Origin of the sequence: Enterococcus sp. MSG3299 (genome assembly GCF_050555765.1) — a bacterium.
Lineage (GTDB): Bacteria > Bacillota > Bacilli > Lactobacillales > Enterococcaceae > Enterococcus > Enterococcus faecalis.
Genome location: NZ_CP187869.1, coordinates 2,335,664 through 2,360,488 on the forward strand (window position 1 = coordinate 2,335,664; position 24,825 = coordinate 2,360,488).

The window sequence follows — 24,825 nt, forward strand, 5'->3', positions numbered from 1 at the left end:
AACTAAAAAGAACTTAAATAGAAAGAACCTGGGGAAAAAATCCAAAACGATTTTTTCTCAGGCTGACTAGCGGTTAAACGAAAGCAACAGAAATAGTCCTACGCACTACTTCAGCTTTTTCTGTTTAGCACTAAATTTATTTTGTTAAATCTTCTTGGTTCGCTTCAAATTGATAACGCGGTTCATCATTCTTTTCATCATAATCAACAATCAAATCATACCCTTTAAAGAACCAATCATCTGTTTCTTCAATAAAATAGGTAATCCCATCTAGGTTCTCTTTAATCATTGGCTCATCTGGCGCTTCTACAGACATCGCAATGGAAAAACCATCATGAACAGGTGTTTTTCCGTAAATTTTTCCGAAAAAACGAATGCCTGTCTCAGGCTGAACCCCGGTTTCTTCTTTAAACCATTGTTGGGCTTTCGGTGTCACTTCTAATTTCATTCTTTGTTCCTCCTTCACATCTCTGTCGCCATTTATTGTAGCACAGCGCAGTGCTTTTAGAGAATAAAGTGCTTAGCCATTCATTTTTTCATCTAATAAATCCACGTCTGCGGTATCACCGATAACTAATAAATTGTCGTTTTCTCGAACAATTTCAGAAGCATCTGGCGAAGCAATTACTTCTGTTTTCGAGCGGCGGATCGCTACCACAGTTAAACCAAATCGCTGACGGAAATTTAATTCTGCTAAGGTTTTATTGTAAAATTTAGGATTGGTGACCCGAACCTCAGCTAATGAAAATTCGCTAGATAATTCAATATAATCTAAAATATTGCGTGAAACAAGTTTGTGAGCAATTCGAATACCCATATCTCGCTCTGGGTGAACGACCATATCTGCCCCAATTTTATCTAAGACACGGGCATGATATTCATTGACTGCTTTGGCCAAGACATTGGGAACCCCCATCTCTTTAACCATTAGTGTCACTAAAATACTCGCTTGAATATCTTCACCAATTGCCACCACTACGTGATCAAAATTCCGAATTCCTAAAGAACGCAACGTCATTTCATCTTGGGCGTTAGCCACCACTGCATGCGTTGCAATATTCATATATTCATTGACACGGTCTTCACTGCTGTCAATGGCCAAAACTTCTTGACCAGCTTCCACCAAAGTTTGGCATATGCTGCCGCCAAAACGTCCTAAACCAATAATTGCAAAATTTTGTTTCATTTCTTCTGACCGCTCCTGTCTGTTCGTTAAAATTAGTATAACAAATCCATAAATAAATTCCTAGAAGGATTTCCTAGAATTTATTTATGGATTTATCTGATATTTATTTGGCTAAACCATGTTGAAAAGCATAAATCGCCGCTTGGGTCCGATCATCCACATCTAGTTTTGCTAAAATGTTTGAAACATGTGTTTTAACTGTTTTCAAAGTGATAAAGAGTTCATCAGCTATTTCCTGATTACTTTTACCTTGTGCAATCAACATTAAAATTTCGTGTTCTCGGTTTGTCAAATCTTCATGTAGCACCGGCTCTTGTTTTTTTGTTAACCGTTCCATCATCTTATGCGTCACTTCAGGTTCCAACACACGCTCTCCGCGATAAGTCGCCCGAATTGCATCAGCAATCTCATGTGCTGTTGATGTTTTTAATAGGTAGCCCGCTGCACCAGCTTCAATCGCCGGATACACTTTTTCATCATCAATAAAACTCGTCACAATAATAATCTTGGCTTCTGGCCAATCTTTCAAGATCGCTTTTGTTGAATCAATGCCGTCCATTTCTTCCATTACCAAATCCATCAAAATAACATCTGGACGTAGTTCCAATGCTTTTTCATAGCCAATCTTACCGTTTTCTGCTTCGCCTACGACTTCTATATCCTCTTGAATAGATAAATATGATGAAACGCCTAAACGGACCATTTCATGGTCATCCACTAACATTACTTTGATCACTTGCAGTTTCCTCCTTTATGACAGGAACTTTAATTTCAACGCTGGTTCCCTGCCCTTTAAAACTAATAATTTTAACTGTACCGCCCATGCCGACAACACGTTCTCGAATATTATTTAAGCCATAACTACCGGCTTTATTACTTTGTTCCTTCATATCAAAGCCGACACCGTCATCAACAATACGCAATAGCACGTTTTTATCGACTTGGTGTAAGTATACCTCTAATTCCTTTGCTTTGGCATGTCTTAAGGTATTTGAAAGTAACTCCTGCACAATTCGGAAAAGATGATCCTCAATGCTGCTATTTAAATGAACATCTTCAACATCCCAAATCAATTCAATTTTAATTTTTGTTTGTAGTTCTTTCAGTAATTGTTCAATACCTTTACGCAAACTTTTTCCTTCTAGACTGATAGGACGCAAGTGCAATAGTAACGCGCGCATTTCCGATTGGGAGGCATTAATGATTTCTGCCACCATGGCTAGTTGTTTACGATATGGTTCAGGGGTTTCTGTTCGTTGTGCTTGTTCATTTAAGGCAGACAACATCATCATGGCTGCAAAAAGTTGTTGACTGACTGAATCATGCAACTCCCGCGCCAAACGATGCCGCTCGTTCTCTAAAATTTCTTCTTTTGTTTGCCCATCCATTAATTGCGGTCGACTGTTTAATAATTGCAATTCTTTAGACATCTCTAATAATTTATTTTTAATCGACCAAATATCTTGTTCGACTTCGGTTAGATAATGATCTTGATTTTCACTGGTCGTTGGTTTGTTTAAGACTGGACTTTCATAATTACCGTTGGCCAATAACCGAAGTTTTTCTTCAATCCGTCCATATTGCCCTTTTTGAACCAATGAAATCAGTAAAAAGGTCAATAAGCCTATTAGTAAGGATATGAGAACAATGTGCACAATTAGTGGTAAATAAAAGACTTTTCTCTGAAGAAGCTCTAATAGCCACCGGTTTTGTTTAATCGAATGAAAATATGAAAACAATGTAATTAAGATAACAATAAAGGTGCTAAGGGACGCATATAATGAAATCATGCGTCTTGAAATCCGATCGGTCATACACGGATCACCTCAACATCTCCTACTAAAGTGTTCGTCATAATTTTCAAACGACGAAGATTGGTATCATAATCATTGCTGTAAATTTTTAATGATTCGTTTTTCAATTGATATTTTTCTTCTTCAAAACGTACCGTTCCGTAAAACGTTGAATGTTCTAACAAAATAGCTACACCTAACGGCACTAGAATTCGCGTGCGGCCAAAACCTTTACGAATAATAATAATATTGTCTTCTTTCGGTAGTAGCGTATTACCTAAATCAATAATGGTGTCCCCAGAGATTAAATCAATATTGATATCGTCCCATTCATAGATATTGTTACCAATGCGTTCGTTGGCAAACCAGCGGCGTTTAAATCGTTTGCCATTTTTAGGTTCTTTTGCCGCCGTCTCCACCATAATCATTTGTTTTTTACGCCAAGGTGCTCGCTCAGCTATATCCACGCCTGAAATCTCAAAGCCTTTTAAGCCGATAAAGAGTACGCCAAAAATCAACATAAACCAAACAGCCGTGCTGTTCATTGCACCAATGACAATAAAAACAACGCCGAGGACGAATTGAAAGTTGTTAAAATGTGTTTTAGATGCTTTCCTGGAAACATAGGCCACAAGTAAAACGCCAATTGTTAATAAAACAGCTAATCCAGGATTATGTACAATTTGCCATAACGCCAGAATAAAAAGTAATGCTTCTGCGACGATAAAAAAGCGCCAAGGATTATTCATAGATTTGCCTCCTCCCTCTGTCATTTATTTTACTCGTTTATTTTATTTAATCATAGTGGTTTGCGCCTTAGGTTACCATAGGACTTTAGCCCTAAATGTCATAGATTGCGAAAGGACAGGCCTTGGAAGCTGCCTGCCCTACTCAATTATTTAGTTTGCTTCAACTTTTGTAATTTTAACTGTCATGTCGCCACCAGGTGTTGCAATAATCACTTGGTCGCCTAATTGTTTACCAATTAAGGCTTGCGCAATCGGTGAATCGTTAGAAATTTTACCAGAAAATGGATCGGCTTCGGCACTTCCTACGATTGTGTATTCCTCTTCTTCTCCATCAGGCAATTCTTGGAAAGTAACTGTTTTACCGATGGAAACTTCGTCTTGGTCCACGCCATCATTGTCGATGATTTCTGCAAAACGAATCATATTTTCTAACGTTGTAATACGTCCTTCAACGAAAGCTTGTTCATCTTTAGCTGATTCATACTCTGAGTTCTCTGAAAGATCCCCAAAGCTACGAGCGATTTTAATACGCTCTACGATTTCTTTACGTTTAATTGTTTTTAATTCTTCTAGCTCTTGTTCTAATTTTTCTTTTCCTTCAAGAGTCATTGGATATACTTTTTCTACCATGTTAATTCTCCTTTTTCGCTTAACGATACGTAGTTCTTGGTTGGTTATTGAAAAAAATTCCGCTTTCAATCCACAAAAGAGTACCACGCTTTTTCTAAATTGTAAATATAATTATTGAATTTTTGTGATTTTGCTAAATTTTATTTATATAAATTTCTAGTTGCTACGCTTTCCCTCTGTTAAACAGATTACTTTTTGAGTATCTAAAAGCTTGGTGAATCATACAAAATTGATTCACCAAGCTCTTTTATGTTTTCATTTTATTCACTACTTGAATTATTGACATACTGATCTACTAATACTTGATGTTCTTCATATGTTTTTGAGAAGTATACTTTTCCTGTAGAAATATCTGCTACAAAGTATAAATAGTCACTTGGTGTCGGATTCAAGACTGCTTTAATTGACTCCTCACTTGGGCTATCTAATGGTCCTGGTCCATAACCAGTATTTTTATACAAGTTATAAGACGAGTCCACTTCCAAGTCAGCATACGTTACAGTTTCTTTGTGTTCTCCTAGAGCATACAAAATAGAAATATCTGATTGGATTGGCATATCGGCAGCCAAGCGGTTAAAGAATACTTGCGCAATTTGTTTGCGGTCTGCTTCTTTGACTCCTTCTTTTTCAACCAATGAAGCTAACGTTAAGACTTGCTGATTGGTTAAATTCTTTGCATGAATTGTCGGCGTATATTGTTCCATTACTGTGTTCATTTTAGCAATCATTTGTTCGACAAATTCAGGAAGTGTTGCTTTTTTGTAATAATCATAAGTTGCTGGGAATAAATAGCCTTCTAAGCGATAACGAACACCTTCTGCGGTTGCAGCACTTTCAAGTAAATCAGGATACTTAGCCTTCATTTGATTGAAGAAGTCTTCGTTTTTCATTAATGCAATGAAATCTGCTTTCTTGAAATCCGTATTTTTTTCAATGGCTTCGCCAATTTTATCTATATCGTAGCCTTCAGGAATCGTTACTTTGCCATCTGCGATTTTAGTTGGTTCTGGCGTGCCTCCTTCTTTTAGCATTTCACCAATTTCATCGAGTGTCATGCTTGGAGACATTTGATAATAGCCCGCTTGAAAATCTGTTAAGTTTTTAAATTTTACGTAGTAGTTAAAAACCATTCCGCTTTTAATGACGTTGCTTTCTTCTAAAACCGCAGCAATTTGCTTATTAGAAGATCCTTCTGGGATATGCACTTGAACAAGCTTCTTATTGTTCTTGTCTAGTGGCTGTAGCCCAGCATCTACATATTTATAAAAAGTAAACCCAAAGATTGCCATCATTAAAACCAATACAGAAACTACAATTAACACGATACGACCGACTAAACGATCTTCTTTTTTACGTGTTTGTTTTTTTGTATTTGTTGGCTTTTCGTCTGTTTCAATCGGGGTTGGCTCTTCGACTGTCTGTGTTGTCTTGTCTTTCCCACGTCTTCGAGCAGCTCTAGAACCTGCACGTGTTTGTGTTGTGCGGCTCACTGTTTCTTGTGATTCATCATATGAAGGTTGGGGAGACCTATCATTTTTTTCAGAGGAATCAGGTTGATCGCCATCATTTCTACCTTTTAAAGACCCAGTTACTTGATCTCTAAGCGAAGATTTGGGATCTTGGTTATTTTGGTTATCATTAGCCAAAACTAACCCTCCTTACTATTCTATCGTTTATGACTGAAACTATTATACATGAAACCTCTTTAAAATTAAATGTTTTTAATAAAAAGACCGTCATTCCCCGATAAAAAATTCATCATTGACAACGTTTAAAGCCTATGATGGCGCTTTTCTATTGAAACGATAATAAATCTTAAAATCCTCCTAAATTTATCGAAAATCCATTTTCTATTAAGAATTTTGTAGCAAAATAGCACCTAAGTCTTTAGGCGATTGTACTAGGAATGTTGCTCCCGCCTCTTGTAATTCTGTTTCTTCACCAAATCCATACAAGGCACCTATACTATCTAAGCCATTTTGTTGAGCACCAAGAATGTCATGATTACGATCACCAACCATGATAATTGCTTCTTTGGTTGGGTCTAATTGAGCTTCCGTTAATGCATACTGAATCACATCTGCTTTTTTAGAACGATGACCGTCCATACTCGCTCCATAGATGCCTGTAAAATAACGATCTAAATCAAAATGAGTAATAATCTTTTTAGCAAATTCTTCTGGCTTGGAAGTCGCAATGTATAACTTTGCTCCCGCTTCCTTTAACCTTGTTAACACTTCTGGAATCCCTGGATACACATGGTTTTCAAACATACCTTTTCTCTGATAATACGCTCGATAATGACCCACGGCTTGTTGCGCTGCTTCAGCTGAAGGCGCCATGTGCAAAAATGACTCATATAAAGGCGGCCCTATGAAAGAACGTAACGTCTCCTCGTTAGGAGCTGGCCAGCCTAATTGTTCTGTTGCGTATAAAATAGAACGCATAATGCCGCTACCAGAATCCGTAATTGTGCCATCTAAATCAAATAAAATCGTTTGATACATCTTCACTTCACTACTTTCTAGCATTTTTTGTCTAATTGATTCTTCAAAATAAGATACGCAAAAGAAGCACATTTTTCAGCGCTTCTCTGCCTTTTTATTTATTTTGCTGTAAACGTATCTGGTTTTTTATCTGATTGCTGCATTTCATAGGCAATGGCTTCAACGATTCGACGGCTAGCTTGACCATCCCCATACGGATTTTGTGCATGCGCCATCGCGTGGTAAGCATCAGAATCAGTCAATAATGTTTTCGCCTCTTGATAGACTACTTGTTCGTCTGTACCAACCAATTTCAATGTTCCTGCCGCTACGCCTTCTGGACGTTCCGTTGTATCTCGTAAAACTAAAACTGGCACACCTAAGGAAGGAGCTTCTTCTTGCACACCGCCAGAATCAGTTAAAATTAAAGCACTTTTCGCTGCAAAATTTTGAAAATCTTTGACATCCAATGGTTCAATTAAATGCACACGAGCTAATTCACCTAAGTGTTCCGCTACTATTTCACGGACTTTGGGATTTTTGTGCATAGGGAAAATGACTTCAATTTCTGGATGTTCCATTACAAGTCGACGAACAGCTTTAAACACATTTGCCATTGGCAGGCCTAAATTTTCACGACGATGCATTGTAATTAGCACGATGCGCTGGTCTGTAGGGATTTTTTCCAATAAATCATTTTGATAGTGGGCATCAACGGTGTACGCCATCGCGTCAATCGCTGTATTGCCAGTCACATAAATATGTTCTTCTGGATGATTTTCTTTGATTAAATTGTCCTTACTTTGAATGGTTGGGGCAAAATAAATATCAGTTAACACGTCTACCAGTTGACGATTCATTTCTTCTGGAAACGGAGAATATTTTTGCCAGGTCCGCAATCCTGCTTCCACATGTCCCACTGGAATCTGTTGATAAAAAGCAGCCAATGCAGCCGCAAATGACGTGGTTGTATCGCCATGAACCAAGACAATATCCGGCTGTTCTGTCACAAGAACCTCAGTTAATAAATTCAAAACACGACTTGTAATATCTGTTAAGGTTTGCCCATCTTTCATGATATTTAAATCATGATTCGGTGTAATTTGAAAATCTTCTAACACTTGATCCAACATTTGGCGATGTTGCGCTGTTACGACTACTACAGAGTCAAATCCTTGACTTTGCTCTTCTAAAGCTTTGATTAAAGGGGCCATTTTGATTGCTTCTGGCCGTGTTCCAAAAACCGTCATTACTTTAATTTTCTTCATCATTTTCCTCCTAATTCTATGTTAGTTTCGGGTATTTTTGTTGGCGAAATTCTTCTGCTCGTTGAATATAATGTAAGGCGTTCGTATGATTACTGGCTATTTCTGCTGCCGTTAACGGACGGATAACCTTCGCGGGTCGACCAAATGCTAAAACATTTGGCGGGATAATTTTGCCTTCTGTCACTAAAGAGCCCGCACCAATCAGGCTGTTTTCTCCAATAATAGCATTATTTAGAATGGTTGAACCCATGCCAATCAAAGCACCATCACCGATTTTACAACCGTGTAACATGCATTGATGGCCCACCGTTACATACTTGCCTACAATTGTCGGGGCATCTTCATCAACATGAATAATCGTGCCATCTTGAATATTACTACCTTCACCAATGGTAATTGTGTTACTGTCACCTCTTAAGACCGACTGAAACCAAATATTACTATCCTTCGCTAGTTGTACGTTTCCATAGACATCTGCACTAGCAGCAATAAAATACTCTTTTTTCAAACTCTGTCACCTCTTTTCATTAAGTATAGACAAGAATTCCTCACTTTCATAGTAAAAAAGACAAGAAAAGAGCGTGGGACAAAAATCACTTTGGATTTTTGCTCCACGCTCAAAAACTGATAAACGGCGGGAACAAAAGCAACTCCTTCGGAAATAAGCCGGAATTCTCCAAAAATTACAGAACAATTTTCGGAAATTCCTTCTTATTTCTCGGAGTTAAACGCTTCTGTCCCGACCTCTTTTTATTCCTCATAGTCGCCTTCTTCAGCAAATTGACTATTGTATAGTTTTTCATAGAAGCCACCTTGTTCCAGCAACTCATGATGCGTACCTTTTTCAATGATTTCTCCTTGTTTCATAACAAGAATTAAATCAGCTTCACGAATAGTTGATAGGCGGTGGGCAATAACGAAACTCGTTCGTCCTTCCATAACACGATCCATTGCTTTTTGAATTAAGGCTTCCAAGCGTGTATCGACTGAACTAGTCGCCTCATCTAAAATCAAAATTTTTGGATCAGAAATTACCGCTCGGGCAATGGTCAACAATTGTTTTTGACCAAGGGAAACGTTATCTCCCTCAGAATTGATTTCCATTTCATACCCGTCTGGCATTGTCCGAATGAAGTGATCCACATTGGCCGTTTTCGCTGCATCGACAACTTCATAATCCGTGGCATCTAACTTCCCAAAACGAATGTTATCTGCAATGGTACCTTTATACAACCAAGCATCTTGCAATACCATTCCAAATACAGATCGGACATCACTACGGTTCATTTTTTTCGTGTCAATGCCATCAATTTTAATGGCGCCTTCTGTTACATCATAAAAACGCATCAGTAAGTTGATTAAGGTTGTTTTCCCAGCGCCAGTTGGTCCCACAATCGCAACCATTTGGCCCGCATCAACTTTAAAGTTCAAATTACGAATTAACGGTTTTTCTGGGTCATAACTAAAGCTGACATTTTCAAATTCAACAGATCCTAAAATAGGTTCTGGCAAAGGAACATCTTGTTCGTTAAGTTCTTCTTCTGGTTCATCTAGGATTTCAAAAATCCGCATGGTCGAAGCTGAAGCGCTTTGTAAAGCTGCAGACAACTGCGTAATATTCCCCATTGGTTGGCTAATTTGCCAAATATATTGAATAAACGCTTGTAATTGCCCCACTACGATCACACCAGCAACCACATAGTAACTACCAAGGACAGCTACCCCGATATAGGTCCCATAAGCGGTCATTTGAACCAATGGCAACATTAATCCTGAGATAAAGGATGCTTTGAAGCCAAAACCATTTAAACGGTGATTGACTTGTTTAAAACCTTCAAGAGTTTCTTTTTCCCGGCCATATAGTTTTAAGACACTGAACCCAGTCATATTTTCTTGAACATAACCATTTAAGTCTCCTAAAGAATTTTGCATTCCTTGGAAATATTTCTGGGAGATTTTAACAATTGTTCTGGAAATAATCAGAGACAACGGAATCATAATCACTGAAAAAATCGCCATCAGCGGATTGATCAAGAACATCATCACTACCGCCATCACAATCCCTAAGACTGCCGAAACAATATTAATAAAACTTTGTTGCATCGCATTGCTGACAGCATCCACATCGTTCGTCACCCGTGACAAAATATTTCCTTGTTGGTTCTTATCAAAATAAGAAACTGGCAAACGATTGATTTTTTCTTCAATATCTCGACGTAAATCGCGCATGGATTGTTGAACGACATTCGTCATTAAAAAGCCTGACAAAAATTGTGCCACACAATAACCTGTTCCCACAACTAAAATCCAAATTAAACATTGGATTACATAATCAAAATTGATTGATTCACCGGCCGCAATATTACGGCTAATTTCTGTCGTTGGTAATCCAGTCAAATAAGGCAACGCTGCATTAAAGGCCACGGTTAATATTGTAAATAAAATAACTAAATAAAACGTCACTCGGTACGGTTTAATATAGCGACCGATTCGTTTCATAGAAGAAAAGGCGTGTTTCATGCTAATTCCTCCTCTGACAATTGAGAAGCCGCAATATCATAGTAAATTGGACAAGTCTCAAGCAATTCACGATGTGTGCCAATTCCGACCACGTCGCCTTCGTTTAAAACAACAATGCGGTCCGCATGCATAATTGTTCCAACACGTTGTGCCACAATTAAAACAGTGGATTCTGTTGTTTCTTTTTTCAGACGCGCTCGTAAATTTGCATCTGTTTGATAATCTAACGCAGAAAAACTATCATCAAATATATAAATTTCCGGATTGCGAATAATCGCCCGTGCGATAGCTAAACGTTGTTTTTGACCACCAGAAAAGTTCGTGCCACCTTCTGAAAGAGGTTCATCATAGCCTTGCGGTTTTTGTGAAACAAATTCTGTTGCTTGAGCAATGTCAATTGCTCGTTCCATTTCTTCTAACGTCGCATCTTCCTTACCGTAGCGAAGATTATCAGCAATTGTACCAGTAAAAAGTAACGCTTTTTGTGGAATATAGCCAATCTTATTGCGTAATGCACTAAGTTGGTAATCTTTTACGTTCACTCCATCGATTAAAATTTCACCTTCTGATACATCATAAAACCGTGGAATCAATTGAATTAATGTTGATTTTCCACTACCTGTGCTCCCAATAAAGGCCACTGTTTCACCAGGTGACGCCTTAAAACTTACATTGCGAATAACTGGGCTTTCCGCATGTCCAGGATAGGCAAAGGTTACATTTTTAAACTCTAGATAGCCTTTAGTAGCTGTTTCTGTTACGCCTTCTTCTTCACGAATAGCTGGTTCCATGTCTAAGGCTTCTTGAATCCGTGAAGCCGAAACCGCAGCCCGCGGATACATCATAAAGACACTGGCAAATAACATAAACGAGAACAGCGCATGAAAAATATATTCAATAAAAGCAATTAAATTCCCAACTTCTAAATCCCCATGGCTGATTTGAACAGTCCCGCTCCAAATGATTAAGACCATCACAATATTAAATAAGAAAAAGAAGCCTGGTTGGGCTGCTGCCATTAAACGAAACAAACTTTTTGAACTTTTAGTGTAAGTTTCATTGACTTTATTAAAACGAGATTCTTCAAATTTTTCATTAACAAATGCGCGTATTACCCGCAATCCAGAAAGATTTTCTCTTAAAATCCCATTGATTCCATCTAAGTTCTTTTGTTGCTTTTTAGATAACGGTTCTGACAAACGAGCAATTCCGACAACTGCTAGCAGCAGAAAAGGCAAGGCACCTAAAACGTACATTCCTAACGACGGACTCGTTCGCATCACCATGTAAAGACTGGCAATAAACATCACTGGCGTCATAAAGCCAAGACGTAAAATATTTCCCATGAAGAGCATAATTTGGTATGCATCATTGGTAGTTCGCGTAATTAAGGAAGAAACCCCAATACTTTCATATTCACTGTGTGAGAAAGTTTGAATCTTTTCAAATAAATCATCACGAATATCACGAACAATGTTTGTTGTAATTCTGGCACCAAAGTACCCTAGCAAAATATTCATTGCGACGCCAATAATCGTAATTACAACCATCCAAATCCCTTGCTGATAAATATAGTCCATATCTCTAGGAATAATTCCTTTGTCAATCATTCGCGCTAAAATGGTCGGCAAACCTAATTCAATCAAAATAAAACCAAACACACAAATAAAATCAGCAAAAAGTAATTTCTTATAACGCATTGTGTAACGCCACATTAACTTCAATTAATCATCTCCTTCTTATCTTACTTTAAATTTTCTAGTACTCCCACTGTATCAAAAAGAAATCGGTAATACAAGCTGTCTGGCTAGAAAAAACAGCCTTTCTCTTTCTATCCTTTCTCTTTTAGATTTTCTAAAAAATAGATGATTTTAATGATTTACTTATACGATTAAAATTGCTACTTCCTTTTGATTGTGCCATAATTGGGAAAAACTGAAAGGACCCTTTGAATGAAAAAATTATTCTTCATTTTTCTCGGTTCCTGTACGTTTGCTTTAGGCACGTTAGGAATCTTTTTGCCGCTTTTACCCACCACTGGTTTTTATTTATTAACGGCCTTTTTTTGGATGCGTAGTTCAGATAAGCTTTATAACAAATTTTTAGCTTCTTCTTATTATCAAAAATATATCCAAGAAGCCTTCTTTGAGAAAAAAATTACTCGTAAAGGCAAATGGAAACTATTTATTTCCATGTTTCTTTTATTTGCCATTCCGTGTTTAATTGTCCGAAATACGTTGATGACTACGACTTTAGCGATTGTTTATTTAGCCCACGTGATTGGCTTAAGTTGGTATTGGCGTCCTAAAAAAAAGGCACTCGAACTTGATCAAGAATAAGGCGAAACAAGAAGTTTGTTTTTTTTTAAAGTCCAGTGAGTGTTTCTATACTTCCTTATCATTCTATGATAAAATAAGCTTAATTGTTGTTATTCACAACACACGGGACGGTTGAAAAAGAACACATAAAATCAAATACCCAGAATGAAGCAAAGTCGAGGCTTCATTTCATCATTAACAGATGTTTTTGATGAGCATTCTTTTTTAGGTGATCAGCACCTCGTTTTGTTGTGTTTAATTTTCTGTCTTAAAATGAAAAAAACTATAAATTGCTACTATTAGTAGCTGAAGGAGAAATGAATCGATGATTTACAAAGTATACTATCAAGAAACAAAAATCAGAAACCCAAAAAGAGAAGACACAAAATCTCTTTACATGGAAGCCGATAGCGATGTAATCGTGCGCCAATTAGTTGAAGAAAATACCCCATACAATATTGAATACGTTCAATTATTAGACGAAAAACATCTTGCTTACGAGCAAGAACATGCGGACTTCACTCTAACGGAGTTTTAACATGAAAGTAAACATAAAAAATAACGAAACTGGCGTTTTTGCAATCGGTGGTTTAGGCGAAATTGGAAAAAACACATATGGGGTACAATTCCAAGATGAAATTATCATTATTGATGCTGGGATCAAATTCCCAGAAGATGATTTACTTGGGATTGACTACGTGATTCCAGATTATAGCTACATCGTTCAAAATTTGCATAAAGTCAAAGCACTCGTTATTACCCACGGTCACGAAGACCATATTGGTGGCGTTCCTTATCTTTTACGTCAAGCGAATATCCCAATCTATGCGGGACCACTAGCCTTGGCTTTAATTACCAACAAACTAGATGAACATGGTTTATTGCGAGAAGCGGAATTACACGAAATTAATGAAGATACGGTGATTCGTTTTAGAAAAACAGCGATTAGCTTTTTCCGGACGACTCACAGTATTCCTGATGCCTTGGGCGTTGTGGTTAAAACGCCTTCTGGTAACATTGTCGCAACAGGTGACTTTAAGTTTGACTTTACACCCGTTGGCGAGCCAGCCAACTTACACAGAATGGCAAAATTAGGTGAAGAAGGCGTCCTTTGTCTTCTTTCGGATAGTACCAATGCTGAAATACCCACCTTTACAAAATCCGAAAAAACAATTGGGACCTCTATTTTAAAAATCTTTGAAAAAATTGATGGTCGGATTATCTTTGCCAGTTTTGCTTCAAACATTTTCCGTTTACAACAAGCTGCTGATGCAGCCGTGAAAACCGGTCGCAAAATTGCTGTTTTTGGTCGTAGCATGGAAAATGCCATTGTCAATGGCGAACGCTTAGGCTACATCAAAGTGCCAAAAGGAACGTTTGTCGATGCGGCGGAACTGAATCAATTGCCAGCAAATGAAACAATGATATTATGTACTGGCTCTCAAGGAGAACCTATGGCCGCGCTTAGTCGGATTGCTAACGGTACACACCGCCAAATTAGTATTCAACCAGGCGATACGGTTGTTTTCTCAAGTTCACCAATTCCTGGAAATACGACAAGCGTTAACCGTTTAATCAACTTATTATCTGAAGCCGGTGCAGAAGTTATCCACGGAAAAATCAATAATATCCATACTTCTGGTCACGGTGGACAAGAAGAGCAAAAATTAATGCTTCGCTTGATGAAGCCTAAATATTTCATGCCTGTTCATGGTGAATTTAGAATGTTAAAAATCCATGCTTCGCTCGCTCAAGATACAGGGGTTCCTGAAGAAAATTGCTTTATCATGGGCAACGGCGATGTCTTAGCTTTAACGGCTGATAGCGCACGTCCTGCTGGTCACTTCAACGCTAATGACGTGTACGTTGATGGAAATGGTGTCGGTGATATCGGGAATGTTGTTTTACGGGATCGTCGTATCTTATCTGAAGAAGGTTTAGTTTTAGCGGTAGCAACGGTTAATATTAAAAATAAAGAAATTATGGCTGGTCCAGACATTCTTTCCCGTGGTTTTGTCTACATGCGGGAGTCTGGTGATATGATTCATGAAGGCCAACGTCTTTTATTCAATGCTCTACGTGAAGCAATGAAAGATAAAAACTGTACCGAAGCAAAATTAGGCGAAGCCATGACGACCGCTTTACAGCCTTTCTTGTTTGAACAAACAGAACGTCATCCAATGATTCTGCCAATGATTATGACTGCCACAGTTAGTGATTAATAAAGCTCTCATTTAATAGAGAAGAAAAATGGACAAACATTTTTCTTCTCTATTTTTTCTAACAAAAAAACACCTAACGCATGTTAGGTGTTTTTGGATTATTTTTTATTAGTTTTTTTCTACGTTAACTGCTTGAGGGCCACGGTCTGAATCTTCAACATCAAAAGTCACTGCTTGACCTTCTTCTAAAGTTTTGAAACCATCACCTTGGATAGCTGAGAAGTGTACGAATACGTCGCTTCCGTCTTCGCGTGAGATAAACCCAAAACCTTTTTCTGCGTTAAACCATTTTACTGTTCCTTGTTCCATTCTTTTGTTCCTCCTCGTGCATTTGCACATAAATAGTCGTAACTTTGCTCGCTTCCAATAGAATATTTAAAAAAATTTAAAAAGTCTACATAATTCCAAACAAGATTACCCTTTCATTTTACACGTGATAAAATATTTTTGCAAGAATTGTCCTCATTCTGAAGCAAAAAAATTCTCTTCTCTCAAACTAATGTATCCGCTATCACCAACAATAATATGATCCAACAATTGAATCCCCATCATTTCGCCACATTCTTCCATTCGTTTGGTAAATTGAATATCTTGTGGAGACGGTGTCGGATTGCCAGATGGATGATTATGAGCTAATAGTATGCGAGCCGATGAATATTTAACCGCTTCCCGAAAAATTTCGCGTGGATGAGCAATACTTTGATTCAGTGATCCTTTGAAAATCGTTTTCTGTTGGATAATGTCATTCTTGGTATTCAAGTAAATACAAATTAAATGTTCTTGTTGCAGCCCCTTCATCTCTTGGAGTAATCGTTGAGCGACTTGTTGGCTGGACGTAACTTTACCAAATTTGATTTGACTACTTTGATAGATTCGACACCCTAATTCAATGGCCGCACGTAATTCAATGGCTTTCACTTGGCCAATGCCTTTAATAGCCATTAACTCGTTCAACGTGGCTTGCTGCAAATAAGAAAGTTGCTTAAACTGTTTTAACAGCGTTGCGGCAACAGTCATCACGTCTGCTTCTTTTGAGCCAGTACGTAACAGAATCGCCAACAACTCTTGATTCGATAATGCTTTTTCTCCTATCGCTAAGAGCCGTTCTCGTGGTAAACAATCACTCGGCATCTCACGAATAAACAGATCCGATACTTGCATAAAAAAACCTCCTTTGCTAGTCATTAATAAACTACGCAAAGGAGTGTTGTTTTTATTATTTTAAATAATGTGGCGCTTGATGTAAACTCTCCAAGACATGTAATGTTTTCTCTTGGATAACTTCAGTTGGTTGCAATAAATCAGGTACCATGATCACTGGAATGCCCGCACTATGAGCCGCACTTACCCCATGAAATGAGTCTTCGAAAATCAAGGTTTTCGGGGCTTCTGTTCCTAAAAGTTGACGTGCTTTTTGAAAAATTTCTGGGTCCGGTTTTGCTCGTTTAACGTCCTCTGCTGAAACAATTCCTACAAAACGATCCTGAATCCCAGCGTGGCTTAATAACATTTCAATTGCTGGACGGACGTTACTTGAAGCAACCAATCGAGGAATTTTTTGATCATCTAAAAAGTCGAGGAATTCCACCACCCCTGGTTTTAAAGGGACGTTACCAGATCGAAACTCTTGCAGGGTATCATCATAAGAACGGCGGATAAATTCTTCCACTGTGTCATGACCATAGGATGCATAAATACGTCGGTAATTCTCTTGTACTTCTTCATCGGAAATCCCAACATAGTCTAAATAGACTTCTTTACTATATGGCAACCCCATTGCATCTGCTACTTTTTGAGTAGATGTATAGTAAATCAACTCTGTATCAAAAAGCAACCCATCCATATCAAAAATTACGCCATCAAATTTCTTCATCATTTCCTCCTATAGTTAAAAGTAATTCTCTTACTTGAGAAACAAAATATAATGAACCTGTTACTAATAATAAATCATCTGTCGACATTTTTTCTAAAATTTCGCCTAAGCCAAATTGCCATAAAGACACAATTTCTGTTAAATCGTCTTCATATTTTTCCATTTCTGTAAGTGCAATAGCTTTAGGGTAATCAAAGCTAGTTAAGTAAAGATGCGCATTCGGTACTTGCTTTAAGTCCTGAATCATCTCATCCACATCTTTAGTTACTAAAGCTGAAAATAAAATATGAATCGTGTGTTGTGGAAACTCTTTGCGCAAGTTTTCAACTAAGCGTTTTACTGCATGATCATTGTGGGCACCATCTAAAACAATCAACGGTTCATCACTAAGACGTTCCATTCGAGCTGGCCATTGCGCTTTAGCTAACCCTTGAGTAATGTCTCGTTCTTTAAACGGCAAATGTTGTAGTTGGCAATACTTGTCAAATAATTGAATAGCTACCGCCGCGTTTTCTACTTGGTGACGCCCCAACAAGGGAACTTTAATCTTTGTCAGTTTGCCCATTTCTCCATAGAAATTAAATACTTCCCCCCATTGTGTATCAGGATGTAGATATTCCACTTGATACTCTTTGCCAAAACGAAAAATTGGACTCTGTTTTTCTTGTGCGACTTTTTCAATGACTGCTAGCGCATCAGCACAAATATTGCCTGTTACTACTGGGACTTTTTCTTTAATAATACCCGCTTTTTGATAGGCAATTTCAGCAATTGTTTCACCTAAAATTTCTGTGTGATCCTTCCCAATTGTCGTAATTCCCGTCAATAATGGCTTCACGACATTGGTGCTATCAAGTAATCCACCTAAGCCAACTTCAACAACTGCGATATCCACTTGTTCATTCACGAAATAGTCCAAGGCCATTCCTGTCAATGTTTCGAATTCTGTAATTCCAGCCACTTCAGTGATCTGGTCTAATTCTTTAATGATTGGTTGATACTTTTCCACATAGGTAATCAATTGTTCGTCTGAAATTGGTTGACCATTTATCGCAATTCTTTCATTAAATGATTCAATATAAGGAGAGGTAAAGGTTCCGACTTTCAAGCCCATTTCTTCTAATAGACAGCGTAAATATGTCACGGTTGAGCCTTTACCATTGGTTCCTGCGATATGAATCGTTGGCACTTTGTTTTCTGGATGATCAATTTTTTCTAATAACGCATTGATCCGATCCAAACCAGGTCTTGAGCCAAAGGGTAACCGGCTATGAATCCATTCAATGGCTTCTTCTATTGTTAATTGCATCTTGTCCAACTCCTTGTCTTCTTCTACATTATAACTAAGTTAGGTGACTTTTTCACTAATAACCAATTGAAACTTTTTCTTGAAAACTTTTTGCATTTTTCATAATTTTGCGTTATTAGCGGATACATTAATGAACTTATGGTAAACTAACATTCTGGATGGTTCATTCCAGCCAGCCAATTAAAAACTATTTTTAGAGCGTTCAACACGCTTATTCATGATTTTTTTATAAAGGTGGACTTATTTTGATGAAAAACAAATCGAAGCTTTTATGGTTAGGAAGTTTTTTCTTGCCGTTTTTACTTCTGTTGCTTGTATGGATGACATTACAACTTGCGCCTTTTGGTGACAACAACTTATTAGTTAGTGATTTAGGCACACAATACATGCCTTTCTTGAGTTTTTTAAAACACTCTTTTCACGAGGGAATAACTACATTCTACTCTTTTTCCAATGAGATTGGTGAATCGATTGTTCCTTTGGCAGCCTATTACTTACTGAGCCCTTTTAATGTGTTGGCTTTCTTTTTTCCTTATGAACAATTACCTATAGCAATTTTATGGATTATTACCTTAAAACTTGCCTTGATGGGCACTACGATGTTTAGCTATTTAAAATACACCTATCAAAAAGTTGATGGCACCACGTTACTTTTTTCAACGTCCTATAGTTTCTGTGGCTTTGTCACCGTCTATAGCCAAAACTTTATGTGGTTGGATGCACTGATTCTATTCCCGCTTATCATATTGGGACTCCAACGTTTATGGGATCAACGCAAATGGGGCTTATACAGTATAACCCTGTTTTTAGCGATTGTGACGAATTACTACATGGGTTATATGATTTGTCTCTTTGCTGTTTTGTACAGTATCTATTGGTTCTTTAAAAAGAATACCCAAGCCCATGCTATTCGGCAATTTTTTAAACAAAGTCCGTTATTCATCCTCGTTTCTTTTTTAACAGGAACTGCAACTAGCTTTTTATTATTACCTGCAGCAGAAGGGATGCTCTATACAAAAAAAGCAGATTTTGATGTCTCGACGTTCTTTTTAACGCCTAAGTTCAACACTTCGTTTTTCTCGCAATTAGGCTTAGGTTCTATTAATTATGAGTTGCGTTTAGACCATTTACCAACCGTTTTTGCTGGATTATTTGTGACACTCCTCTGTGTTGCCTATTTTCAAACGAAACAAATTGCGTTAAAAGAAAGAATAGCTTCAGCGATTCTTTTATTCATTCTCTTTTTAAGCTTTTGGTTAGAAGCCTTTAATACTGTCTGGCACATGTTTCAAAGCCCAGCTGGGTTCCCTTACCGAAATGTCTTTATCTTTAGCTTTTTATTGATTGTCTTTGCCTATGAAGCTTGGCTTACAAGAGTGACCATTCCTTGGTCCGCACCTATTATTTTTAGTCTGCTGTTAGTCATTGGCTACGGATCTTTGTATTATGGTCCACAAAAGAATCTCTTAATTTCGATCAATTATTTATGGCTAAGTTTACTTTTTATTTGGTTGATTTTCGTTTGCTTGCGTTTAGCACACAAAAAGGCCTTAAGAAACTATGTAGTCGTGGCTTTATTCTTACTGGTCAGCACAGAATTAACAACGAATTTCTGGATTTCTTTTAAACATATGCCCTTTGGTAGCCAAGCAACATTTGCCCAAGATTACCGAAAACACAGCCAATTAATCGATGAAAAAATGGCCTCAGCACCAGAACTTTATCGCATGAAACAAGTCATTCCTTCCAAAGAAACAGGGTTCCGTGAAATCAATAATGGCTACAATAATCCTTTACTTTATGGCTATGCTGGCGTTTCTAGCTATACTTCGACTTTAACTGCCACTACCCAAGACACATTAAGTGCGCTAGGTTTGTATCGAAAAAATGATCGCCGGATTGCCTATGTGGATAATTCACAACTAACCAATTTACTTTTAAATGTGAAATATGACTTTTTACCAATTGAAAAACCTACGAGTGAAAAATTGCTAAAAACAGTTGGTTCCACGAAAATCATGGAAAATGATGAAGCGATCGGTATGGGCTTTTTGGCGCCAACCGCATTAACCAAGTTAAAATTAGCAAAAAATAATCCTTTAGATGCCCAAGAAGAACTCCTGCAAACGCTCGTGCCGACGGACAAACCTTACTTTAAAACAGCTTCGTTGATAAATGAACCTCATCATACCAACGAAACAATTGAAGCAACCTTTAAAGTGAATAGCACTGGCGACTTGCATCTTTATATTCCGAATTTAAAATGGAAAAAAGTTACAAAATTGAAGGTAAACCAACAAGTTATCTCGACGCCGATTTATATTGCAACCAATCAACTGTTCAATTTAGGGCATTTTGAAAAAGGAACTACCGTGACCCTGTCACTAACTGCTGAACAAGTGGTTGATTTAACTAATTGGCAACTTCAAACTTTAGACCAAACAGCCTTTAATCATGCGGTTGACAAATTACGCCAACAAGCTCTTCACGTGAATGCAACTAAAAAAGGCCATTTAAATGGCGCACTGAATGTACCTGGAAATGACACTCAGTTACTGTATACGTCCATTCCTTATGACCAAGATTGGCAAGTCAAATCGTCGGTACAAAAAGAACCCTTAAAAACACAACGCATTCTAGGTGGCTTTTTAGCTGTTGAAGTCCCAGCTGGCAAACAGCAGTTAACCTTTGCCTATCATCCAAGAATGATTTATCTTGGCACTGCCGTCAGCGGAACGGTTTTACTGGGAACGGCTGGTTATCTTGGCTTTAAAAAATACCGTCGAAAACGTCAGGAGGCCACTCATGACTAATCAGAAAAAATTTTTAAATGGACTCATTCGGTGGTTACCCCTAGTTGGACTGGTGCTTTTCTTCGGCTTAATTTTATGGGGATATTCCAGAGGAATTTTTCATTCTGTTGCTTCCTTGCAAGCTTTTATTAAACAGTTTGGTAACTATGCGGTTCTGTGTTTCATTCTTTTACAAATCGTCCAAGTGATTATCCCTATTCTACCTGGAGGAATCTCTTCTGTTGCAGGAATGTTGATGTTTGGCAATTTGCAAGGCCTTTTGTATAGCTATCTTGGGTTGATTATTGGTGAGTTTATTGGCTTTTTACTAGTTCGTTACTATGGACGTAGCTTTGTAAAAATAATCCTTTCACCAAATAAATACAAAAAATTTGAAGAGATTTTAGACAAAAATGAACACAATGTCAAAAAGCTCTTAATCTTTACTATGTTAGTCCCCTTCGCTCCAGATGATATTGTTTGTTTAGTGGCGGGAATTACAGATATATCTTTAAAGGAATTCATGAAAATTGTTCTTTTATTAAAATTCTGGTCTGTGGCTACTTACAGCTATTTAATGTTGTATTTGTTTCAATTATTTGGCAAATTATAACAAAAAGACAACAAAACCAACGTTTGGTTTTGTTGTCTTTTTTTTTTTAGATTGAACGTAATTGGGCAATCCGTTCTTTGACAGCCTCTTGTTTTTCAAGGTAGTCCTTTTCTTTTGCACGTTCTGCTTCCACGACCTCATCTGGTGCATTTGACACAAAACGTTCATTTGAAAGTTTGCCTTGCACACGTTTGACTTCTTTTGTCCATTTGTCTAATTCTTTTTCTAAGCGAGCAATTTCTTCCTCGATATTAATCAACCCAGCTAATGGTAGGAATAGTTCTGCGCCTGTTAAAACAGCGGACATGGCTAATTCTGGCGCTTCTATTTCACGACTGATGACTAATTCCTCTGGGTTACAGAAGCGTTCCAAGTAGCTAGTATTAGCTGTTAAAAATTCTTCTACTTCTGTATCGTTTGTTTTAATTAACAAGGTAATTGGTTTAGAAAGTGGTGTATTCACTTCTGCTCGAATATTCCGAACCGAACGAATAACTTCTTTCAGAACTTCCATTCCTCGAGCTGCTGCTTCATCGTTAAATTCTTCATGAACAACTGGGTACTCTGCCACAACCAATGACTCACCTTGATGCGGAATTTTTTCCCAAATTTCTTCTGTTACAAACGGCATAATTGGATGCAATAAGCGTAAGATTTGATCCAATGTGTACACCAAGATGCTCCGTGTTGTTTGTTTAGCTGCTTCATTGTCTCCGTAAAGAATTTCTTTACTCATTTCAATATACCAATCACAGAAATCATCCCAGATGAAGTTGTATAATTGGCGACCTGCTTCACCGAATTCAAAACGATCAAATAATTCTGTCACACGGGCGACTGTTTCGTTTAAGCGCGTTAAAATCCAACGATCAGCGACAGTCTTTTCACCACTAAAGTCAATATCTGCAGCAGTCATACCTTCTACATTCATGATAACGAAACGACTTGCATTCCAAATCTTATTGATAAAGTTCCAAGAAGCATCCATTTTTTCATAACTAAAACGAACATCTTGACCAGGTGCTGAACCATTTGATAAGAACCAACGTAACGCATCTGCGCCATATTTTTCGATGACATCCATTGGGTCAATCCCATTCCCCAATGATTTACTCATTTTGCGTCCTTGCTCATCACGAATTAAGCCGTGAATTAAGACATTTTGGAAGGGACGTTCACCTGTAAACTCTAAGCTTTGGAAAATCATACGACTTACCCAGAAGAAGATGATGTCATAGCCAGTAACTAATGTGCTTGTGGGGAAGTAACGTTGATAATCTTCGCTTGCTTCATCTGGCCAACCCATCGTTGAAAATGGCCATAAAGCAGAACTAAACCATGTATCTAAGACGTCACTATCTTGAACCCAGTTTTCACTGTCGGCTGGCGCTTCCATCCCAACATACATCTCGCCCGTTTCTTTGTGATACCAAGCAGGAATTTGATGGCCCCACCATAATTGTCGCGAAATAACCCAGTCATGTACATTTTCCATCCAACGTAAAAATGTTTGATTGAAGCGTGGTGGATAAAATTCAACAGCGTCTTCTGTTTCTTGATTTTTCATTGCTTTTTCAGCTAATGGTCCCATTTTTACAAACCATTGGGTCGATAAACGTGGTTCCACGACAACGCCTGTTCGTTCTGAATGGCCCACGCTGTGATTCATTGTTTCGATCTTAATTAAGCGACCTAATTCTTTCAAGTCAGAGACAATCGCTTTACGTGCAGCAAAACGATCCATTCCTTCGTATTTTCCAGCCAGTTCATTCATCGTGCCGTCTTCGTTCATAACATTTACTCGAGGTAAGTCATGACGATTACCGACTTCAAAGTCATTTGGATCATGGGCAGGTGTTATTTTTACAACCCCTGTTCCAAATTCCATATCTACATAGTCATCTGCAATAATTGGAATTTCTTTATCTACTAATGGCAAGACAACTGTCTTACCAATAAGTTCTTGATACCGTTCATCTTCTGGATGGACCGCAATCGCCGTATCTCCCAACATTGTTTCAGGACGCGTTGTCGCAATTTCAACAACGCCAGAACCATCTGATAATGGGTAGCTCATGTGGTAAAAAGCTCCTTCAATATCTTTATGGATTACTTCAATATCAGACAATGCTGTTTTCGCTTTTGGATCCCAGTTAATGATATATTCACCACGGTAAATCAAATCTTTCTCGTAAAGAGAGACAAACACTTTACGAACGGCCTCAGATAGCCCTTCATCTAAAGTAAAACGTTCACGGCTGTAATCTAAAGAAAGGCCCATTTTTGCCCACTGTTCACGAATGTGAGAAGCATATTCTTCTTTCCATTCCCACACTTGATCAACAAATTTTTCACGACCTAAGTCGTAACGTGAAATTCCTTGTTGTGCTAGTTTCTCTTCTACTTTTGCTTGCGTAGCAATTCCAGCATGGTCCATTCCTGGCAGCCATAACGTATCAAAGCCTTGCATTCTTTTTTGGCGGATAATCATATCTTGTAATGTTGTATCCCAAGCATGCCCTAAGTGTAGCTTCCCTGTTACATTAGGTGGTGGAATAACAATTGAATAGGGCTTCGCTTTTTTGTCGCCACTTGGTTTAAATAAATCTTGATCTAGCCATTTTTGATAACGGCCAGCTTCGATTTCTGTCGGTTGATATTTCGTTGGTAAGTTTTTTTCTTCTGACATTTTTTCCCCTTCTTTCTTAAAATACGCGATTTGGAGCGGTAATTATTTTACAAATGAGTTTTTTTGGGCTAAACACTAAAATACGCCCTAAAATACTTTCGTATTTTAGGGCGTAGATTCATCTTATTTACGCGGTACCACCTAAATTGCATTTGAATTGAATTCATTCAAATGCCACTCATTCGTGAGATAACGTTCACGAAACGAATCGTTCTACTAACGTACTGTGTTCAAACCATTGACTCACAAGCTACCTTCTCACTGGTTGTGTAAAAGTCTTGCACCTGAACGACTTTTTCTCTAAAACGACGCCAATGATACTCCTCTTGTTCGCTGTCTTTGCTTCATTCTACAATGAAGCGCAAGCAAAGTCAATT

22 protein-coding genes and 1 other annotated feature are annotated in these 24,825 nt (G+C 37.9%); of the genes, 5 read left to right on the forward strand and 17 right to left on the reverse strand.

All coding sequences use genetic code 11. From position 1 onward, the window contains the following. Window positions 1-136 precede the first annotated feature (136 nt). The 12 genes from IGL23_RS11450 to efrA form a co-directional block, all read right to left on the reverse strand. On the reverse strand, window positions 137-466 hold the full coding sequence (locus IGL23_RS11450; protein ID WP_002355140.1) for a HesB/YadR/YfhF family protein: 330 nt from the start codon (window positions 464-466) through the stop codon (window positions 137-139). A 54-nt stretch (window positions 467-520) separates the two neighbouring features. After that, the gene (locus IGL23_RS11455) at window positions 521-1,186 is read right to left on the reverse strand and encodes a potassium channel family protein (RefSeq protein WP_002355139.1); all 666 of its coding nucleotides are present in this window, start codon (window positions 1,184-1,186) and stop codon (window positions 521-523) included. Between the two features lie 103 nt (window positions 1,187-1,289). Beyond that, on the reverse strand, window positions 1,290-1,922 hold the full coding sequence (locus IGL23_RS11460; RefSeq protein ID WP_002355137.1) for a response regulator: 633 nt from the start codon (window positions 1,920-1,922) through the stop codon (window positions 1,290-1,292). After that, window positions 1,897-3,000, reverse strand: coding sequence for a sensor histidine kinase (locus IGL23_RS11465; RefSeq protein WP_002365182.1), 1,104 nt, complete (start codon window positions 2,998-3,000; stop codon window positions 1,897-1,899). Before IGL23_RS11465 ends, IGL23_RS11460 begins: the two co-directional genes overlap by 26 nt. Further along, window positions 2,997-3,728 (reverse strand): cell wall-active antibiotics response protein LiaF, encoded by a 732-nt coding sequence (gene liaF / locus IGL23_RS11470; RefSeq protein ID WP_002381168.1) that lies wholly within the window; start codon window positions 3,726-3,728, stop codon window positions 2,997-2,999. Before liaF ends, IGL23_RS11465 begins: the two co-directional genes overlap by 4 nt. Window positions 3,729-3,878: 150 nt before the next feature. Then, complete coding sequence (gene greA, locus IGL23_RS11475) at window positions 3,879-4,358, reverse strand: transcription elongation factor GreA (RefSeq protein WP_002355133.1); 480 nt, start codon at window positions 4,356-4,358, stop codon at window positions 3,879-3,881. A gap of 260 nt (window positions 4,359-4,618) precedes the next feature. Continuing rightward, window positions 4,619-6,004, reverse strand: coding sequence for an endolytic transglycosylase MltG (gene mltG / locus IGL23_RS11480; RefSeq protein WP_033595458.1), 1,386 nt, complete (start codon window positions 6,002-6,004; stop codon window positions 4,619-4,621). Between the two features lie 207 nt (window positions 6,005-6,211). Continuing rightward, complete coding sequence (locus tag IGL23_RS11485; protein WP_033595463.1) at window positions 6,212-6,889, reverse strand: HAD family hydrolase; 678 nt, start codon at window positions 6,887-6,889, stop codon at window positions 6,212-6,214. Between the two features lie 74 nt (window positions 6,890-6,963). Then, entirely contained in the window at window positions 6,964-8,115 is a 1,152-nt protein-coding gene (gene wecB, locus IGL23_RS11490) for a non-hydrolyzing UDP-N-acetylglucosamine 2-epimerase (protein ID WP_033595460.1), read from the reverse strand. Between the two features lie 13 nt (window positions 8,116-8,128). Next, complete coding sequence (locus IGL23_RS11495) at window positions 8,129-8,620, reverse strand: gamma carbonic anhydrase family protein (RefSeq protein ID WP_002355129.1); 492 nt, start codon at window positions 8,618-8,620, stop codon at window positions 8,129-8,131. A 242-nt stretch (window positions 8,621-8,862) separates the two neighbouring features. Continuing rightward, window positions 8,863-10,632 carry a multidrug efflux ABC transporter subunit EfrB gene (gene efrB / locus IGL23_RS11500; RefSeq protein WP_002365186.1) on the reverse strand — a complete coding sequence of 590 codons (1,770 nt, stop codon included), beginning with the start codon at window positions 10,630-10,632 and terminating at the stop codon, window positions 8,863-8,865. Continuing rightward, the gene (gene efrA / locus IGL23_RS11505) at window positions 10,629-12,356 is read right to left on the reverse strand and encodes a multidrug efflux ABC transporter subunit EfrA (protein WP_010710228.1); all 1,728 of its coding nucleotides are present in this window, start codon (window positions 12,354-12,356) and stop codon (window positions 10,629-10,631) included. The genes efrB and efrA overlap by 4 nt, the downstream gene beginning before the upstream one ends. Before the next feature lie 228 nt (window positions 12,357-12,584). Between efrA and IGL23_RS11510 the strand changes: the two genes are divergently transcribed. The 3 genes from IGL23_RS11510 to rnjA all read left to right on the forward strand — a co-directional run bounded on the left by IGL23_RS11510 (window position 12,585) and on the right by rnjA (window position 15,172). Next, complete coding sequence (locus tag IGL23_RS11510; protein ID WP_002355126.1) at window positions 12,585-12,971, forward strand: YbaN family protein; 387 nt, start codon at window positions 12,585-12,587, stop codon at window positions 12,969-12,971. A 304-nt stretch (window positions 12,972-13,275) separates the two neighbouring features. Beyond that, on the forward strand, window positions 13,276-13,488 hold the full coding sequence (locus IGL23_RS11515) for a DNA-directed RNA polymerase subunit epsilon (RefSeq protein WP_002355123.1): 213 nt from the start codon (window positions 13,276-13,278) through the stop codon (window positions 13,486-13,488). Between the two features lies 1 nt (window position 13,489). After that, the gene (rnjA, locus tag IGL23_RS11520) at window positions 13,490-15,172 is read left to right on the forward strand and encodes a ribonuclease J1 (protein ID WP_033594325.1); all 1,683 of its coding nucleotides are present in this window, start codon (window positions 13,490-13,492) and stop codon (window positions 15,170-15,172) included. A gap of 108 nt (window positions 15,173-15,280) precedes the next feature. Here the strand turns inward: rnjA and IGL23_RS11525 are convergent, their stop codons facing one another. The 4 genes from IGL23_RS11525 to IGL23_RS11540 all read right to left on the reverse strand — a co-directional run bounded on the left by IGL23_RS11525 (window position 15,281) and on the right by IGL23_RS11540 (window position 18,354). Continuing rightward, window positions 15,281-15,481 (reverse strand): cold-shock protein, encoded by a 201-nt coding sequence (locus IGL23_RS11525; protein ID WP_002355121.1) that lies wholly within the window; start codon window positions 15,479-15,481, stop codon window positions 15,281-15,283. A 153-nt stretch (window positions 15,482-15,634) separates the two neighbouring features. Then, complete coding sequence (gene radC, locus IGL23_RS11530) at window positions 15,635-16,333, reverse strand: RadC family protein (RefSeq protein ID WP_002365188.1); 699 nt, start codon at window positions 16,331-16,333, stop codon at window positions 15,635-15,637. A gap of 55 nt (window positions 16,334-16,388) precedes the next feature. Then, window positions 16,389-17,048, reverse strand: a complete 660-nt coding sequence (locus IGL23_RS11535) for an HAD family hydrolase (RefSeq protein ID WP_002385286.1) — start codon at window positions 17,046-17,048, stop codon at window positions 16,389-16,391. Further along, the gene (locus IGL23_RS11540; protein ID WP_033594326.1) at window positions 17,032-18,354 is read right to left on the reverse strand and encodes a bifunctional folylpolyglutamate synthase/dihydrofolate synthase; all 1,323 of its coding nucleotides are present in this window, start codon (window positions 18,352-18,354) and stop codon (window positions 17,032-17,034) included. Before IGL23_RS11540 ends, IGL23_RS11535 begins: the two co-directional genes overlap by 17 nt. A 248-nt stretch (window positions 18,355-18,602) precedes the next feature. Here IGL23_RS11540 and IGL23_RS11545 point away from each other — a divergent pair, with 248 nt between their 5' ends. Next, window positions 18,603-21,167 carry a YfhO family protein gene (locus tag IGL23_RS11545; RefSeq protein WP_033594327.1) on the forward strand — a complete coding sequence of 855 codons (2,565 nt, stop codon included), beginning with the start codon at window positions 18,603-18,605 and terminating at the stop codon, window positions 21,165-21,167. Further along, the gene (locus IGL23_RS11550; RefSeq protein WP_002355114.1) at window positions 21,160-21,759 is read left to right on the forward strand and encodes a TVP38/TMEM64 family protein; all 600 of its coding nucleotides are present in this window, start codon (window positions 21,160-21,162) and stop codon (window positions 21,757-21,759) included. The genes IGL23_RS11545 and IGL23_RS11550 overlap by 8 nt, the downstream gene beginning before the upstream one ends. 46 nt (window positions 21,760-21,805) lie before the next feature. On the opposite strand, the gene IGL23_RS11555 is transcribed toward IGL23_RS11550, so the two are convergent. Then, complete coding sequence (locus IGL23_RS11555) at window positions 21,806-24,448, reverse strand: valine--tRNA ligase (protein ID WP_002355112.1); 2,643 nt, start codon at window positions 24,446-24,448, stop codon at window positions 21,806-21,808. A 103-nt stretch (window positions 24,449-24,551) separates the two neighbouring features. Then, window positions 24,552-24,791 (reverse strand) — a binding site (T-box leader). Between the last annotated feature and the right edge of the window lie 34 nt (window positions 24,792-24,825).

What these genes read in the sequence shown, in the direction of transcription:
- greA (WP_002355133.1), bottom strand. Translation starts at nt 4,358, where the DNA reads ATGGTAGAAAAAGTATATCCAATGACTCTTGAAGGAAAAGAAAAATTA.
- liaF (WP_002381168.1), bottom strand. Translation starts at nt 3,728, where the DNA reads ATGAATAATCCTTGGCGCTTTTTTATCGTCGCAGAAGCATTACTTTTT.
- IGL23_RS11510 (WP_002355126.1), top strand. Translation starts at nt 12,585, where the DNA reads ATGAAAAAATTATTCTTCATTTTTCTCGGTTCCTGTACGTTTGCTTTA.
- efrB (WP_002365186.1), bottom strand. Translation starts at nt 10,632, where the DNA reads ATGAAACACGCCTTTTCTTCTATGAAACGAATCGGTCGCTATATTAAA.
- IGL23_RS11455 (WP_002355139.1), bottom strand. Translation starts at nt 1,186, where the DNA reads ATGAAACAAAATTTTGCAATTATTGGTTTAGGACGTTTTGGCGGCAGC.
- IGL23_RS11515 (WP_002355123.1), top strand. Translation starts at nt 13,276, where the DNA reads ATGATTTACAAAGTATACTATCAAGAAACAAAAATCAGAAACCCAAAA.
- IGL23_RS11485 (WP_033595463.1), bottom strand. Translation starts at nt 6,889, where the DNA reads ATGCTAGAAAGTAGTGAAGTGAAGATGTATCAAACGATTTTATTTGAT.
- IGL23_RS11525 (WP_002355121.1), bottom strand. Translation starts at nt 15,481, where the DNA reads ATGGAACAAGGAACAGTAAAATGGTTTAACGCAGAAAAAGGTTTTGGG.
- IGL23_RS11465 (WP_002365182.1), bottom strand. Translation starts at nt 3,000, where the DNA reads ATGACCGATCGGATTTCAAGACGCATGATTTCATTATATGCGTCCCTT.
- radC (WP_002365188.1), bottom strand. Translation starts at nt 16,333, where the DNA reads ATGCAAGTATCGGATCTGTTTATTCGTGAGATGCCGAGTGATTGTTTA.
- IGL23_RS11540 (WP_033594326.1), bottom strand. Translation starts at nt 18,354, where the DNA reads ATGCAATTAACAATAGAAGAAGCCATTGAATGGATTCATAGCCGGTTA.
- wecB (WP_033595460.1), bottom strand. Translation starts at nt 8,115, where the DNA reads ATGATGAAGAAAATTAAAGTAATGACGGTTTTTGGAACACGGCCAGAA.
- IGL23_RS11545 (WP_033594327.1), top strand. Translation starts at nt 18,603, where the DNA reads ATGAAAAACAAATCGAAGCTTTTATGGTTAGGAAGTTTTTTCTTGCCG.
- rnjA (WP_033594325.1), top strand. Translation starts at nt 13,490, where the DNA reads ATGAAAGTAAACATAAAAAATAACGAAACTGGCGTTTTTGCAATCGGT.
- IGL23_RS11555 (WP_002355112.1), bottom strand. Translation starts at nt 24,448, where the DNA reads ATGTCAGAAGAAAAAAACTTACCAACGAAATATCAACCGACAGAAATC.
- IGL23_RS11550 (WP_002355114.1), top strand. Translation starts at nt 21,160, where the DNA reads ATGACTAATCAGAAAAAATTTTTAAATGGACTCATTCGGTGGTTACCC.
- IGL23_RS11535 (WP_002385286.1), bottom strand. Translation starts at nt 17,048, where the DNA reads ATGATGAAGAAATTTGATGGCGTAATTTTTGATATGGATGGGTTGCTT.